10 protein-coding genes and 1 pseudogene are annotated in these 15,325 nt (G+C 63.4%); 9 read left to right on the forward strand and 2 right to left on the reverse strand.

Going from position 1 to position 15,325, the window contains the following annotated elements; genetic code table 11:
• Positions 1-19: 19 nt before the first annotated feature.
• Positions 20-4,198 carry a bifunctional nitrate reductase/sulfite reductase flavoprotein subunit alpha gene (locus tag P0D89_RS15420; RefSeq protein WP_408358114.1) on the forward strand — a complete coding sequence of 1,393 codons (4,179 nt, stop codon included), beginning with the start codon at positions 20-22 and terminating at the stop codon, positions 4,196-4,198.
• Between the two features lie 194 nt (positions 4,199-4,392).
• Entirely contained in the window at positions 4,393-5,760 is a 1,368-nt protein-coding gene (locus P0D89_RS15425) for an MFS transporter (protein ID WP_408358113.1), read from the forward strand.
• 132 nt (positions 5,761-5,892) lie between these two features.
• Here P0D89_RS15425 and P0D89_RS15430 read toward each other — a convergent pair whose 3' ends face one another.
• A complete protein-coding gene (locus P0D89_RS15430; protein WP_408358112.1) occupies positions 5,893-7,059 on the reverse strand; it encodes a porin in 1,167 nt (388 codons plus the stop codon).
• 293 nt (positions 7,060-7,352) lie between these two features.
• Between P0D89_RS15430 and aldA the strand changes: the two genes are divergently transcribed.
• The 4 genes from aldA (at position 7,353) to P0D89_RS15450 (ending at position 13,212) form a co-directional block, all read left to right on the forward strand.
• A complete protein-coding gene (gene aldA / locus P0D89_RS15435) occupies positions 7,353-8,789 on the forward strand; it encodes an aldehyde dehydrogenase (protein ID WP_408358111.1) in 1,437 nt (478 codons plus the stop codon).
• A 152-nt stretch (positions 8,790-8,941) separates the two neighbouring features.
• Positions 8,942-10,264, forward strand: coding sequence for an MFS transporter (locus P0D89_RS15440; protein ID WP_408358110.1), 1,323 nt, complete (start codon positions 8,942-8,944; stop codon positions 10,262-10,264).
• A complete protein-coding gene (locus P0D89_RS15445; RefSeq protein WP_408358109.1) occupies positions 10,265-11,482 on the forward strand; it encodes a mandelate racemase/muconate lactonizing enzyme family protein in 1,218 nt (405 codons plus the stop codon).
• 68 nt (positions 11,483-11,550) lie between these two features.
• Complete coding sequence (locus P0D89_RS15450; RefSeq protein ID WP_408358108.1) at positions 11,551-13,212, forward strand: GMC family oxidoreductase; 1,662 nt, start codon at positions 11,551-11,553, stop codon at positions 13,210-13,212.
• Positions 13,213-13,223: 11 nt separating this feature from the next.
• On the opposite strand, the gene P0D89_RS15455 is transcribed toward P0D89_RS15450, so the two are convergent.
• The gene (locus tag P0D89_RS15455) at positions 13,224-14,159 is read right to left on the reverse strand and encodes a LysR substrate-binding domain-containing protein (RefSeq protein ID WP_408358107.1); all 936 of its coding nucleotides are present in this window, start codon (positions 14,157-14,159) and stop codon (positions 13,224-13,226) included.
• On the opposite strand from P0D89_RS15455, the pseudogene P0D89_RS54800 reads away from it, so the two are divergent.
• From P0D89_RS54800 to P0D89_RS15465, 3 genes and pseudogenes are all read left to right on the forward strand, one after another.
• Positions 14,147-14,215: pseudogene (locus P0D89_RS54800) on the forward strand (hypothetical protein); the annotation flags it as partial. The gene P0D89_RS15455 and the pseudogene P0D89_RS54800 overlap by 13 nt on opposite strands.
• Before the next feature lie 160 nt (positions 14,216-14,375).
• Positions 14,376-14,837, forward strand: a complete 462-nt coding sequence (locus P0D89_RS15460; RefSeq protein WP_408358106.1) for an SRPBCC family protein — start codon at positions 14,376-14,378, stop codon at positions 14,835-14,837.
• Complete coding sequence (locus P0D89_RS15465; protein ID WP_408376894.1) at positions 14,821-15,186, forward strand: ArsR/SmtB family transcription factor; 366 nt, start codon at positions 14,821-14,823, stop codon at positions 15,184-15,186. Before P0D89_RS15460 ends, P0D89_RS15465 begins: the two co-directional genes overlap by 17 nt.
• Positions 15,187-15,325 lie beyond the last annotated feature (139 nt).

The following is a 15,325-nucleotide window of genomic DNA, read 5'->3' on the forward strand; positions in this document are numbered from 1 at the left end:
GCAAACCACGACGCCCCTCATGTCCTCCACTAGCGTAAAAACCGTGTGTCCCTACTGCGGCGTTGGCTGCGGAATGGTGCTGCACGTCGAGGACGGCCAGGTCGTGAAGATCGCCGGCGACAAGGAACATCCGTCCAACTTCGGACGGCTGTGCACGAAAGGGCAGTCGGCGCATGTCGCGTTGCGCAAGTCCGGTCGCCTGGAAAGCGCGTTCGTGCGCCATGCACGCGACGAAGACCCGGTGCCGCTGCCAATGACGCAGGCGATCAGCACCACCGCCGCGCGTCTGCGCGGCCTGCTCGATGAACATGGACCGGACGCGTTGTCGTTCTACGTGTCCGGCCAGATGTCGATCGAGGCGCAGTACCTCGTCAACAAGCTCGCGAAGGGTTTCGTCGGCACCAACAACATCGAGTCGAATTCGCGTCTGTGCATGGCGAGCGCGGGCAGCGGCTACAAGCTCTCGCTCGGCGCGGACGGCCCGCCGGGGTCGTACGAGGACATCGACCACGCCGACCTCTTCTTCGTGATCGGCGCGAACATGGCCGACTGTCATCCGATTCTGTACCTGCGGATGATGGACCGCGTGAAGGCAGGCGCGAAACTGATCGTCGTCGATCCGCGCCGCAATGCGACCGCGGAAAAGGCCGACCTGTTCATGCAGATCAAGCCGGGCACCGATCTCGCACTGCTCAACGGCCTACTGCATCTGCTGCTCGAAAACGGCCACACGGATGCCGCCTTTATCGCCGAGGCCACCGAGGGGTGGGATGCGATCCCCGCGTTTCTCGCGGACTACACACCGGAGCGCGTTGCCGAAATCACGGGCCTCGCCGCTGCCGACATCCGCCGCGCCGCACAGATGATCGGCACCGCGAAGGAGTGGATCAGCTGCTGGACCATGGGCCTGAATCAAAGCACGCACGGCACGTGGCACACCAACGCGATCTGCAATCTGCATCTGGCGACCGGCAAGATCTGCCGGCGCGGCAGCGGACCGTTTTCGCTGACGGGCCAGCCGAATGCGATGGGTGGCCGCGAAATGGGCTACATGGGTCCGGGCTTGCCGGGTCAGCGCTCGGTGCTGGTCGACGCGGACCGTGCGTTTATCGAAGACCTGTGGGGCATTGCGCCGGGCACGTTGAAAACCGAAGTCAGCAACGGCACGGTCGACATGTTCTCGCGCATGGCCGCGGGTGAGATCAAGGCGTGCTGGATCATCTGCACGAACCCGGTGGCGAGCGTCGCGAACCGCCAGAACGCGATTGCCGGATTGCGCGCGGCGGAACTCGTGATCGCGCAGGACGCGTTCCTCGACACCGAGACCAACCGCTACGCCGACGTGCTGTTGCCCGGCGCGCTGTGGGCCGAAGCGGAAGGCGTGATGATCAACTCCGAACGCAATCTCACGCTGATGCAAAAGGGCATCGAGCCGCCGGGCGCCGCATTGCCGGACTGGCAGATCATCGCGCGCGTCGCTTGCGAAATGGGCTTCGCTCATGCGTTCAGCTATGCGAGCGCGGAAGAAGTGTTCGCCGAAATCACTCGCGCGTCGAATCCGAAAACCGGCTATGACCTGCGCGGCGCGAGCCATCGGCGGCTGAAGGAAACGCCGCTGCAATGGCCGCTCGCGGGAGCCGATTCAGCCGACCGCAATCCGGTTCGCTACCTGAACGACGGCGTGAGCCAGACGCTGAAGCAGCTGCCCGACGGCAGCCGTCCGCGCCTCGTGTTTCCCACCGCGAGCGGCAAGGCGATGTTTTTCGCCCGCGCTTATGCAGCCCCGGCCGAGTTGCCCGATCGCGAATTCCCGATCGTGCTGAACACCGGCCGCTTGCAACATCAATGGCACACGATGACGAAGACCGGCAAGGTCGCGATGCTCAACAAGCTGAACCCTGGGCCTTTCGTCGAGATTCATCCCGAAGATGCCGCCACGCTCGGCATCAAGGCGAAGGACCCGGTCGAGATCCGTTCGCGCCGTGGCCGCGCGGTGCTGCCCGCGGTCGTCACCGAACGCGTGAGCGCCGGCAACTGCTTCGCACCGATGCACTGGAACGATGTGTTCGGCGACGACCTGTGCATCAACGCGGTGACGAGCGACGCGATCGACCCGGTTTCCCAGCAGCCCGAACTGAAGTTCTGCGCGGTCGCGCTGAGTCCGGTGACGGTCGACGCCGCCGAGCCGGTTCTGCAAGGTCATGACGAAGTGCCCGCCGACGAGGTTGCCGTTACCCCAAGCTTCAAGGATCAGGACATGCCCCGTATCGAAGCACTCACCAGCCTGTTGCAATTGCCGCCTGCGCCCGCGCCGTCGCTTACCGACGCCGAGCGCGCGTACCTGGCCGGGTTCGTCAGTGGCTTGCGTTCGGCCGAAGCGCAGGGGATCGACAGCGTGCCGGTTCTGCCGCGCAGCGCACCGTTCGATACGGCGAGCCGCCTTCACGTTGATGGTCTGCTCGCCGGGCTTTATAGCCGCAGCACGACTGTCGTGGGCGTGCCCGCTGTCGTCGCGGCACTTCCGTCTGAGCACGACGATACGACGCCCGCATCCGGCGTACGCATCGTGCGTGTGCGCCCGAAAGTGACGCTGCTGTGGGCCTCGCAAACCGGCAACACCGAATCGCTCATCGAGCGTTACGCCACGCGTCTGATGGAGTCGCGCTTCGAAATTCGCGCGTCGTGCATGGAAGACTATCAGGTCTCGTCGCTCGCGAAATCGCAATACGTATTGCTGATGACGAGCACGTTCGGCGACGGCGATCCGCCCGACAACGCGCAAGGCTTCTGGACGCAACTGAGCGCCGACGATGCGCCGCGTCTCGAAGGCGTGCGCTTCGCGGTGCTCGCGCTCGGCGACCGTAACTACGATCAGTTCTGCGGCCACGGCCGCCACCTCGACGAGCGGCTCGCCGCGCAAGGCGCGCTGCGTCTGATGGATCGTGTCGATTGCGACGGCGAGTACCAGGAGAGCGCCGACGCGTGGCTCGAACGCGTCATCCTGCGCATCAACGAAGAAGATGCGGCGCTGCATGCGGTGCCGCCGGGCGGCATGATCAACGCGGTGGTGCCGGGCACGGTGCCGACCAAGGCGCGCCCGGCCGCTTCGCGGCTCGTCAGCAATCTGCGTTTGAACCGGCGGGGCGCGGCGAAGGACACGCGTTACTTCTCGCTGAACACCGGCGATTCGGGCCTCGAATATGAACCGGGTGACGCGCTCGGTGTGTGGCCGAGCAACTGTCCCGAACTGGTCGATGAACTGATCGGTTTGAGCGGCCTCTCCGCGGACGAGCCGGTGCATGTGGCGGGCGCGGGCGACATGCGTCTTGCCGATGCCCTCGGCAAACACTACGAGATCGCGCGGCCGGGCCCGGACGCGCTCGCGTTCATCGCCGCGCGCAGCAGCAACGGCGCGCTGCGCGATCTGCTGACGCCCGAGCGCAAAGGCGACCTCAAGCAATGGCTATGGGGCCAGCAGCTCGCCGACGTGCTACACGAATTTCCGGTGCGTCTGACGGCCGCCGAATTGACCGGCATGCTCAAGCGTCTGCAACCGCGCCTGTACTCGATCGCGTCGAGCCCGAAAGCGCATCCCGGCGAAGTGCATCTGACGGTGTCGGCGGTGCGATACAGCAATGGCCGGCGTCATCGCAAAGGCGTGTCGTCGACGTTTCTCGCCGACCGTGCGAGCGAGGCCGACGTGCCTGTGTTCGTGCAGAAATCCGCACACTTTCGTCCTCCTCATCATGCCGACACGCCGATCATCATGGTCGGCCCCGGCACCGGCATCGCACCGTTTCGCGGCTTCATGCACGAGCGCCAGGCGCGCGGCGACCGCGGACGCAACTGGCTGTTCTTCGGCGAACAACATGCGGCCACCGATTTCTACTATCGCGACGAACTCGAAGCGATGCGCGACAGCGGCTTCCTGACCCGGCTCGACGTTGCGTTCTCGCGTGACCAGGCCGACAAGATTTATGTGCAGGACCGCATGCGCGAACAAGGTGCGCAACTGTGGTCATGGCTCGAAGACGGTGCGCATTTCTATGTATGCGGCGACGCGACCCGGATGGCGCGCGATGTCGACGCGGCGCTCAAGGATGTGATCGCCACGCACGGCGGCATGAGCGACGAAAAGGCCGCCGAATACGTGAGCCGTCTGTCGCGCGAAAAGCGCTATGCACGCGACGTGTATTGAGCGGCGAGGCGCGTGAACGCAACTCGTTGCGCCACGAATGCAAGGATTCAAAGAGTACGCAGTGAAGTTTTGAAAAACGGAGCCGATTGGCATGGAGGTTGCGTGTTCAGAGCGGCTTCAACATCGTGACTGACTGGTGCATGGCGCAGTGCCAACGCTGGGTGGTTGAGAAATCAGTTTTGTGAGGATATCTGATGAAAAACGTGATGAGCTCCCTTAAGAGCGGAGACTGGCGCGCGCTGGTGGCGTGTTTCCTCTATTTCGACACCGGCTTTACCGTGTGGGTGCTGTATGGGCCGCTCGCGCCGTTCATCAGCAAGAGCATTGCGATGACGCCCGCGCAACAGGGTCTGCTGGTGGCGGTGCCGGTGCTGTCGGCGGCGATTCTGCGCGTGACGCTCGGCAATCTGTATCAGTCGGCGCATGGCAAGCGTATTGCGTTGATGGGCGTGTTGCTGTCGGCGGTGCCGACCATCGTGTTGCCGCTGTTGCAGTCGGTACCGTCGTACGAAATGCTGCTGGTGCTCGGCGTGTTCCTCGGCGTCGGCGGTGCGAGCTTCGCGGTGGCGCTGCCGATGGCCGGCAGCAACTATCCGCCGAAAGTGCAGGGCCTGGTGCTGGGTCTCGCCGCGGCAGGCAATATCGGCGCGGTCCTCGACGGCTTCCTGTTCCCGCAACTGGCGACGCACTACGGTTGGCAAATGGCCGCCGGCGGTGCGCTGCCGTTGCTCGCGATCGCCGCGATCACGCTGTATTTCTGGGCCAACGACGCAGGCGTGAAGTCGGGCAGCGTGCTGCGCGCATTCGGCAGCTTCGCGGTGACGCTGGTCGGCTTGATCGTGCTCGTGCTGCTGGTCGAAGCGGGCCTGTTCGGGGCGGGCAAGACCGGCGTGCTGCTGTTGCCGGTGATCGGCGCGCTACTGGCGATCGCGGTGCTGCCCAAACGCTATCGCTCGGTGCTTGGCGAGCGCGACACATGGGTCATCATGCTGGTGTATAGCATCACGTTCGGTGGTTTCGTCGGCATGTCGTCGTATGTTTCGCTGCTGCTCACCAACCTCTATCAGTTGTCGAAGATCGACGCGGGTCTGTTCATGGCGCTGCTCGCCGCCACCGGCGCGATGGTGCGCCCGCTCGGCGGCCTGATCGCCGACAAGGTGTCAGGCGTGCGCGCGCTGACCGTGCTGCTCGCGATTATCTCGCTGTGCGACTTCCTGTTCGCTGCCGCGATGCCTTCGATCGCGGGCGGTATTGCGTTGCTGTTGTGCCTGTACGTGGCCTTCGGTCTCGGCAACGGCGCGACCTTCCAGCTCGTGCCGCATCGCTGGGCGGGGCGCACGGGTCTGATGTCGGGCATCGTCGGCGCGGCGGGCGGCATCGGCGGCTTCTATCTGCCGGTCGTAATGGGCATTGCGAAGGAAAGCACGGGGAGCTATCAGATGGGCTTTGCGACGTTCGGCGCGCTGGCCGCCTGCGCGTTCGTCGCGATCGTCGCACTGCGCCGTCCGTGGATGGCGTGGTCGATGCAAGCCGGCATAATGCACGCGCATGCGACTGAGTGATGGCACGCGACCGGCGCAGCCGGTCGTTTGAAAACTCATCAAAACGTGGCTGCAAATATCTGCATGCCAGTGGGGCGTTGCTGTCGAGTTGGGCTGTAAGTGCGCATACCAGCCCACCTCGACCCCCTCCCTTTAGAACTGATGCCGCAGCGCGACCCGCACGGCAACCTGTGTGCCCGTCGACGACGGCGCCTGCACACCGGGAATAAACGCGTTGTCGAGAATCGATTGGGTCGAGTCTCCACTGACCTTCTGATACACGCCCTGCACGTATACATCGGTGCGCTTGCTCAGGTTGTAGTCCGCCATCAGACCTGCCGAGTGAATCTTCGGCTTCACGCTCCCTGACGACGCATCGTAATTCACCATCGAATAAACATACTGAGCACCGACGAAGAACGCCGGTGTGAACTGGTATTTGCCGTTCACTTCGAAGTTCTGGTACTTGAGCGTGTTCAGCGTGACGCCGGGCGCAGCCAGCGGAATGCCGATATAGCCGTTGCCGGTCGGGTCCTTGTAGTTCGAATTGGTGTACGCAAAACCGGCGGTCGCCGAGCCGAACGTGTAGTTGATGCCGCCGCCGAACACGCGCATGCGTCCGGCGATGAAGCTCGCGTCGTTGGCGGTGATCGCGCCGGTGGTGCCCGCGCCCGGATTGTTCGCCTGCAGGTAGGCCGCCGCGATCAGCAGGCCGCCGTTGGCGTACTGGCCGCCGAAGCTGTACGCGCGATTGTTGGCAAAATTCGTGTCGTTGCTGAAGCTGTACACGCCGCCGAACTGCAAGCCCGCGATCTCCGGGCTCGCGTACTTCACGCTATTGCCGAGCCGGAACGAGTTGTCGGTGTTGTCGTTGTCGTACGGATGCGCGAAAAGGTAACCGGCCCAGTTACCGTTGGCCGTGGTCGGCGCGAGATAGTCGACCACCGAGTCGTACTGGCGCCCGAGCGTGAGCGTGCCGAAGCGTGCGTCGCTCAGCCCCACAAAGGCCTGACGCCCGAACATGCGGCCGCCCTGGCCGAGCCGCCCCGAACTCACGTCGAAGCCGTTCTCCAGTTGAAACACGGCCTTCAGGCCGCCGGCCAGGTCTTCCGAACCCTTCATGCCCCAGCGACTGCCCTGCGCATAGCCGCTTGCCATTTCCCATACCGCGCCGCCCTTCACGTTGTTGGTGTAGTTGATGCCTTCGTCGAGCACGCCGTACAGGCTCACGCTGCTTTGCGCGCACGCGCAGAGGGGCGTCAGCGCGGCGACGGTGGCGGACGCTGTGAATGCGGCGGTGGCGAGGTGGTTTTTCTTCATCGGAGCTCCGGGCTTTGCTGATGTTGGTCATGAGCGGCCTCTACGGTGCGAACGGACGGGAAGCCGTCCGAAGGCCGCTGCTTTTTGGCGAAGTCCGGATTCTGCTATTCGTGATAGGAATCCCGTATAAGGCAGATCCCTGGATAAACGTGATTTTTTCGAATGTTTCTCCCGCAAATTATTCGCTTGTGGCCGCGAGTGCCTCGGAGAAAAATTCCATTCATGCACCTTTGGCATGAAAACGATAGCTGGAGGCCATGCGTTTTTCGCACCCCGCATTTCAGGAGACGACCATGCGACTCGACCGGAATTTTGCCAACGGCCGCTTCATCGAACCGGCTGCCGGCGCCGCGAGCCACGAACTCATCGCCGTCCACAACCCGGCCACCGGCGCGGCGATTGCCCACGTCACCGGCGCGAGCCAGGCTGACGCCATCGCCGCCGTCGACGCCGCGGCCGCCGCGCAAAAAGGCTGGCGCAAGCTGCCTTCTGCCGAACGCGGGGCCTGGCTGCACAAGCTTGCCGACGCGCTGACCGAATGCGCGCCGGCGATCGGCGCGGCGCTCGCGCTGGAGTCGGGCAAGAGCGTCGCCGACGCCACCAGCGAAGCGATCTACGCCGGCCAGATCACCCGCTATCACGCCGAGTGGGCGCGCCGTATCGAAGGCGAAGTGATTCCGAGCGACACCCCTGACGAAAACCTCGTGCTGCATCGCGAGCCGATCGGCGTGGTGGCCTGCCTGATCCCGTTCAACTACCCGGTCTATACGTTCATGCGCAAGGTGGCGCCGGCGCTGATCGCAGGCAACACAGTGGTGGTGCGCCCAAGCAACAACACGCCGACTTGCGCATTCGAAATTGCCAGGGCGGTGGAGAAGGCCGGTCTGCCCGCCGGTGTCGTGAACATTCTCGCGATGAACCACGCGAGCGCCGAAGTGCTCTGCACGCACCCCAAGGTCGGCATGATCACGCTGACGGGCAGTGTCGGCGCGGGCCGCAAGGTGCTCGATTATTGCAAGGCGAACATCGCCAAGCCGTCGCTCGAACTGGGCGGCAAGACGCCCGCGATCATCGAGGCCGACGCTGATCTGGAGAAGGCCGCGCGCGAGCTGGTCGCCTCGAAGACCACGCACTGCGGCCAGCTTTGCACGGCGATCGAACGCGTCTACGTGCAGGAAAGCGTGCACGACCGCTTTGTCGCGCTGTTGAAGCAGCACATGAGCTCGGTCGAATTCGGCGATCGCAGCGAACAGCCTGCGTTGATGGGCCCGCTCGTCAACGAAGCGTCGCGCCAATCGATTCACGCGATGGTCGAACGCGCGGTCGCGGCGGGCGCCAGGCTCGAGACCGGCGGCAAGCTGCCGCAAGGCAAGGGCTTCTTCTATCCGCCCACACTGCTGTCGAACTGCCGCCAGGAGATGGAGATCATTCAGGAAGAGACCTTCGGTCCGATTCTGCCGGTCGTCAAATACCGCACGCTCGACGAAGCGCTGGAGATGGCCAACGACCATCAGTTCGGTTTGTCGTCGGTGTTGTATACGGAGAACTATCGCGGCGCGATGAAGGTCGCCAACGGCATCGAGGCCGGCGAGCTGTACGTGAACCGCACACCTGCCGATCCTTATCAAGGTTTTCACGCCGGCTGGAAACGCTCGGGTCTCGGCGGCGACGACGGCAAGCACGGCATGCTCGAATTCACCCAGACCCGTCTCGTGGTCATGAAGTACTGAAGCTGAAACGGCGCGCGCCGCACGCGATGAGCCGCGGCGCGCACCACCTTTGCAATCCCTTGAAGCGCAGCGGACACGCTGCCAATCCATAAAAACATATTGGAGACCCGGCGACCCGGTGGACGGGCGTTGCGTCTCTCAGGAGCGCTCACGTGTCGACCCAGCCCGTTCAAACCCATGCCGCGCCCGCTTCGGGCGACGCGCAAACCATTCTGCAAAACACCAAGGCGCAGCGCTATATCCAGCTCATGTTGCTGGTGCTGGCAGCCGGTGCGATCTACCCGATTCTGTATCTGCGGCAGGTTTATCAGCCGACGATGCTCGAGGTGTTCCACATCACCGATAGCCAGCTCGGCTATCTGTATTCGTCGCTGGGCACGATCTTCCTGTTGAGCTATCTGCCCAGCGGCTGGCTTGCCGACCGCATCGCGCCGCGTTGGCTGATCTGCTTTTCGCTGATCGCAACCGGCCTGCTTGGCTTGTGGTATTCGACCGCGCCGTCGTTTCATGTGCTGATGCTGATCTTCGGCGGCTGGGGTCTGTCGACCGGCCTGACGTTCTGGGCCGCCGTCATCAAGCGCGTGACGATGATCGCCGGCGCACACGAGCAGGGCCGCTTCTTCGGTTTGCTCGACGGCGGTCGCGGGCTGATCGAAGCCATGCTCGCCACCATCGCGATCACGCTGTTCGCGTGGATCACGCAGACGCGCGGCGAGCCGGTCGCGCTCGGCTTCAGGATGGTGGTCTACCTGTATGCGTTTCTTTGCATCGCGCTCGGCGTCGTGCTCGCGCTCGTCAAGGACCCGCAGGGCATCGAAGACGCGGCCGCCCAGCGAGCGGCGCGCGGGCGCAGCAACGTGCTGGTCGACCTCAGGACGCTCGCGAAGATTCCCGAGTTGTGGCTGGTCGCCGCGATCGTGTTCTGCGGCTATCAGGTGTTCTGGGCGACCTACAGTTTCTCCGCGTATCTGCACGAAGGCGAAATCGGTCTGACGGTGGTGATGGCCGGCACGATCACCACGCTCAAGCTGTGGATGCGGCCCATCGGCGGGATCGGCGGCGGTTTTCTCGGCGACCGTTATTCGAAGGTCTCGGTGCTGGTGATCGCGCTCTTTCTCGCCGCGCTGTCGCTGCTGGGTCTGCTGGCGGCGCCGCGTATCGCGAGCCATGTGCTGCTCGTGTTCCTCGTGCTGTTCATCGGCATTCTGACGTACGCGATCCGCGGCCTGTACTGGTCGCTGCTCGATCGCTGCAACATCCCGGGCGCGACGATGGGTCTCGCGATCGGCCTGATCTCCGTGCTCGGCTATTCGCCGGACGTGTTCCTGCCGCTCATCAACGGCTATCTGACGCAGACGTTCCCGGGCGTCTTCGGCTACCAACTGTACTTCGGCTACGTGGCCGTCATGGCCGCGCTCGGCGGCGTCGCCGGGCTCTTGCTGAGAAATATGCTCAACAGGAAAGAGGGTGCGTAAATGAAAGTTGTCTCGCTCGAAACGCATATCGTTGCCGTACCTCCGCCGCATGTGGGCGGCATGTACTGGATCTTCGTGAGGCTCAAGACCGATTGCGGTATTGAAGGCGTCGGCGAAATCTATTCGGCGACGTTCCATCCGAAAGCGATGACCCACATCATCGACGACGTGTTCGGCCGCTATCTGCTCGATCACGATCCGCACCACATCGAACGGCTATGGCGCGAAGCGTATTCGAGTGGTTTCACGCAGCGCCCCGATCTGACGATGATGGGCGTGATCAGCGGCCTCGAAATGGCCTGCTGGGACATCATCGGCAAAGCGGCCAACAAGCCCGTGTATGAGCTGCTGGGCGGGATGGTGAACCCGCGTCTGCGTTCGTACACGTACCTGTACCCGAAGAACAGCGCCGGCGAATACGACTACGACGATCCCGATCTCGCGGCCGAATGCGCGGCCGAAAACGTGAAGCGCGGTTTCACCGCGGTGAAGTTCGATCCGGCGGGGCCGTATACCGCGTACTCGGGCCATCAGCTGTCGCTGGGAGTGCTCGAGCGTTGCGAAACGTTCTGCCGCCGCGTGCGCGAAGCGGTCGGCAGCAAGGCGGATCTGCTGTTCGGCACGCACGGGCAGATGGTGCCGTCCTCGGCGATCCGGCTGGCCAAACGGCTCGAAAAGTACGATCCGCTGTGGTTCGAAGAGCCAGTGCCGCCGGGCCAGGAAGACGCGATGGCACAGGTCGCCCAACACACCAGCATTCCGATTGCCGCTGGCGAGCGCCTCACCACCAAATACGAATTCTTCAAGCTGCTCGAAGCGGGCGCCGCATCGATTCTGCAACTCAATGTGGCGCGCGTGGGCGGCCTGCTCGAAGCAAAGAAAGTGGCCGCGCTCGCGGAGGTGTACTACGCGCAGATCGCGCCGCATCTGTACAACGGGCCGGTCGGCGCGGCGGCCAGCATCCAGCTTGCAACCTGTACGCCGAACTTCCTGATTCAGGAAAGCATCGGCACATGGGACGGATTCCATGCGGCAGTGCTGAAGAAGCCGATTCAATGGGAAGACGGCTACATCATTGCGTCGACGGAACCGGGCCTCGGCGTCGAGTTGAACATGGAGGTCGTCAGGCAGCACACGCCGTATACCGGCGAGCGCCTGCATCTGCAAATGGCCGAACGGCCCGCCGATGTGAAAGATCTTGCGCCGGCGAGAGGTTGAACCGGTCTGGCCTTTTACACGCATTTGTACGCATTCAATGGATGGGGCGCCGTCGGGCGACATAGAGCATGAACTACGATTACATCATCGTCGGCGCGGGTTCGGCGGGCTGCATTCTCGCCAATCGCCTGTCGGCGTCGGGCCAATATTCGGTGCTGCTGCTCGAAGCGGGCGGCAAGGACAGTTCGTTCTGGTTCAGGATTCCGGTGGGTTTCACGAAGACTTACTACAACGAAACCTACAACTGGATGTACTACAGCGAACCCGAGAAGGAACTCGACAACCGGCCGATCTATTGTCCGCGCGGCAAGGTGCAGGGCGGTTCGGGCTCGATCAACGCGATGATTTTCGTGCGCGGCCAGCCGCACGATTTCGACGACTGGGCGGCCGCCGGCAACAAAGGCTGGGCGTTTCGCGACGTGCTGCCGTATTTCCGCAAGCTGGAATCGCACCCGCTCGGCAACACGGACTATCACGGCGCTGACGGCCCGATCCGCATCTCGCCGATGAAAGACGCGGTGCATCCGATCTGCCACATGTTCCTGAAAGGCTGTGACCAGGCCGGCTACCAGCGCAGCGACGACTTCAACGGCGCGCAGTTCGAAGGCGCGGGTATTTACGATGTGAATACGCGCAACGGGCAGCGTTCGTCGAGCAGCTTCGAGTATCTGCATCCGGCGCTCACGCGCAAAAACCTGCGCATCGAGCATGGGGTGCTGGTCAACCGCGTGCGCTTCGACGGCAACCGGCGCGCGATCGGCGTCAACGTCACGCAGAACGGCGTCGCGCGGCAATTCGGCGCCAATCGCGAGGTGATTCTGGCGGCGGGCGCGGTCGATTCGCCTAAGCTGCTGCAACTGTCAGGTGTGGGCGACGCCGCATTGCTGACGAAGCATCGCATCGCGCTGGTCAAGGAATTGCCCGCCGTGGGCCAGAACCTGCAGGACCATCTGTGCGTGAGCTTCTACTATCGCTCGAAGGTGAAGACGCTGAACGACGAGATGCGGCCGCTCGTCGGCAAGCTCAAGCTCGGTCTGCAATATCTGCTGACGCGCAAGGGGCCGCTTGCGATGAGCGTGAATCAGTCGGGCGGCTTCTTCAAGGGCAACGCGAGCGAGACCCAGCCGAACCTGCAGTTGTACTTCAATCCGCTGTCGTACCGGATTCCGAAGAGCAACAAGGCGAGCCTCGAACCTGAACCCTATTCGGGCTTTCTGCTGGCCTTCAATCCGTGCCGGCCGACGAGCCGCGGCTCGATCGAGATCGCGTCGAATCGCGCCGAAGACGCCGCGAAGATCCGCATCAACGCGCTGACTACAGAGAAAGACATCGACGAAGTGATTCAGGGCTGCGAACTGGTGCGCAAGGTGATGGCGTCGCCGGCGTTGACGGAGATCACGCTCGAGGAAATCTCACCGGGACCACAGGTGAATACACGAGAAGGCTTCCTGCAGTACTTCCGCGAGCAATCGGGTTCGATCTATCACCTGTGCGGCTCGTGCGCGATGGGCGACGATCCGCGCACCTCGGTGGTCGACGCGCGTTTGCGGGTGCATGGTCTGGCCGGTCTGCGGGTGGTCGACGCGTCGATCTTTCCGAATATCACGTCGGGCAACATCAACGCGCCGACCATGATGGTCGCGGAAAAGGGCGCCGACATGATTCTCGAGGACGCGGCGGGCGAAGCCACCGCCCAACCCACGGCAACGGAGCTGGCAGCCGCGGCCTGACAGCCGGCGGGTTATTGCGCTCCTTCCAGCGGCGCCGACTCCGACGGGTCGAGCGCACGCTCGGATAGCCAGATCTCCTGTTGCAGCCAGTCGCGAAACAGCGCGACATGCGGCAGCTCGTCCAGCTCCTCGCGCGTGACTAACCAGTACGACTGATGTCCGTCCACATGCACGTTGAGCACCTGCACGAGCTGACCCTCCGCGAGTTCGCGCGCGATCATGTGACGGTCGGCGATGGTGACGCCGAGCCCGTCGATCGCCGCGCGTATCGCATGATCGAGCAGATCGAATTCATAGCCGCCGTGCGTGTCGACGTTTTCAATGCCGGCCGCCTTCAACCAGTGCTGCCACGTGAGGTAGCGCTGATCGGCGCTCGCCAGCACGTGCAGCAGCGTGAACTGATTCAGGTCGATGGGCGCGCGGCCCGGCTGGCGCGCAAGCAAGGCGGGCGCGCACACGGCAATGTGCCGCTCGTTCATCAGCAGACGGCTGTCGACGCCTTTCCACTCGCCGTTGCCGAAACGGATCGCGCAGTCGAGCACGCCGGATGCGGCGAGGTCGTCGTCGACGCGGGTCGACAGGCTCAGTTCGAGATGCGGGTGCGCGTCTCGCAGACGCCCGAGACGCGGCATCAGCCAGCGGCTCGTGAAGGTAGGCGGCGCGTTGATGCGCAGACGGTTGCGATGGGTTTTCTCCTGCAGGCTGCGAACGGTCAGTTCGATGCGGTCGAACGACTGCTGCAGCGCCTGCAATAGCACCCGGCCGGCGGCCGACAGTTCCAGATGGTGATGGTGACGCTGCAACAGCGTCTCGCCCAGTTGTGCCTCGAGTTGGCGAACTTGCCGGCTGACCGCGCTTTGCGTGACATTCAGCAACTCCGCAGCGCGGGTGAAGCTGCCCGTGCGGCCAGCGACTTCGAAGGCTTTCAGCGCGTTCAGCGCGGGCATTTTGCGTTTCAAGTTGTTCGACCGGAGAGGAAGGCGCGAGCAGCGCAATGGGTTGATATTTTACTTCGTTGCCTGCGCGGCGCAGTGTTCGTGCTGATGAGGTTGCCGAACCCGCCATTCCCCTAACCGATCCTACGAAAAACCGTCATGAAAATACGCAGGCAAATACTTGCATGTTGCGAAGGACCTTTCTAATATGCAGTCAGGAGGCTGCATATGAACTCATCGACCGATCGCATTGAAAAGCAGATTCTGCTGAAGTCGCCGCGCTCGCGTGTCTGGCGCGCTTTGTCCAGTGCCGAGGAATTCGGCAAATGGTTCGGCATGAATCTGACCGGCAAGCAGTTCATCGCCGGCAAGTCCGTGCAGGGCACTCTGACCTATCCCGGCTATGAGCATCTCGTCATCGACCTGCTGATCGAACGCGTCGAGCCCGAGCATCATTTGTCGTGGCGCTGGCACCCGGCCGCGATCGATGCGTCGGTCGACTATTCGCCGGAGCCGACCACGCTGGTCGAGTTCGAGCTGACCGAGGTCGACGGGGGCACCTTGCTACGCGTCGTCGAATCGGGTTTCGACCAGATCCCCGCCGCGCGCCGCGACGAAGCGTTCCGTATGAACACGGGCGGCTGGGAGCATCAGTTGGTCAACATCGAACAGCATGTCGCCAAGGGTTAGAACGGCGTCCGCAAGCGCGGGACTGAAGGCGTCAGTGTTGCGAAATGCCGCACCGGTTTTTGCGGCGCTCGGCGATGAGACGCGGCTACGCCTGATCGCGGTGCTGTGCGCGAGCAGCGCGATGTCGATCGCGCAGTTGACTGCGGGGACGGCGATCACGCGGCAGTCGGTGACGCAGCATCTGCAGGTGCTTGCCAACGCGGGGCTCGTGCGCGACGTGAAGGTGGGGCGTGAGCGCTTGTGGGCGTTCAACCCGGCTCATGTCGATGAAGCGCGCCGTGCGCTCGATGCGATTTCGCAGCAGTGGGATCAGGCGTTGTCGAGGCTGAAGGCGATGGTGGAGGAGTGACTTTGCGAGCGCGCAGGATCGGGCCGCCGGCTTGCGGAACGTGAGCGCTATAGTTCGTTGAACACAGCGGGGCGGGGGCCGTGAAAAGCGCCCGCCCCGCGCATGTGGAACAGCGGTGTGTTATTAACAACTTACGCGG

The organism is Paraburkholderia sp. RL18-085-BIA-A (assembly GCF_046027075.1).
Taxonomy (GTDB): Bacteria; Pseudomonadota; Gammaproteobacteria; order Burkholderiales; family Burkholderiaceae; genus Paraburkholderia.

What these genes read in the sequence shown, in the direction of transcription:
- aldA (WP_408358111.1), top strand. Translation starts at nt 7,353, where the DNA reads ATGCGACTCGACCGGAATTTTGCCAACGGCCGCTTCATCGAACCGGCT.
- P0D89_RS15465 (WP_408376894.1), top strand. Translation starts at nt 14,821, where the DNA reads ATGTCGCCAAGGGTTAGAACGGCGTCCGCAAGCGCGGGACTGAAGGCG.
- P0D89_RS15460 (WP_408358106.1), top strand. Translation starts at nt 14,376, where the DNA reads ATGAACTCATCGACCGATCGCATTGAAAAGCAGATTCTGCTGAAGTCG.
- P0D89_RS15445 (WP_408358109.1), top strand. Translation starts at nt 10,265, where the DNA reads ATGAAAGTTGTCTCGCTCGAAACGCATATCGTTGCCGTACCTCCGCCG.
- P0D89_RS15450 (WP_408358108.1), top strand. Translation starts at nt 11,551, where the DNA reads ATGAACTACGATTACATCATCGTCGGCGCGGGTTCGGCGGGCTGCATT.
- P0D89_RS15425 (WP_408358113.1), top strand. Translation starts at nt 4,393, where the DNA reads ATGAAAAACGTGATGAGCTCCCTTAAGAGCGGAGACTGGCGCGCGCTG.
- P0D89_RS15455 (WP_408358107.1), bottom strand. Translation starts at nt 14,159, where the DNA reads ATGCCCGCGCTGAACGCGCTGAAAGCCTTCGAAGTCGCTGGCCGCACG.
- P0D89_RS15430 (WP_408358112.1), bottom strand. Translation starts at nt 7,059, where the DNA reads ATGAAGAAAAACCACCTCGCCACCGCCGCATTCACAGCGTCCGCCACC.
- P0D89_RS15420 (WP_408358114.1), top strand. Translation starts at nt 20, where the DNA reads ATGTCCTCCACTAGCGTAAAAACCGTGTGTCCCTACTGCGGCGTTGGC.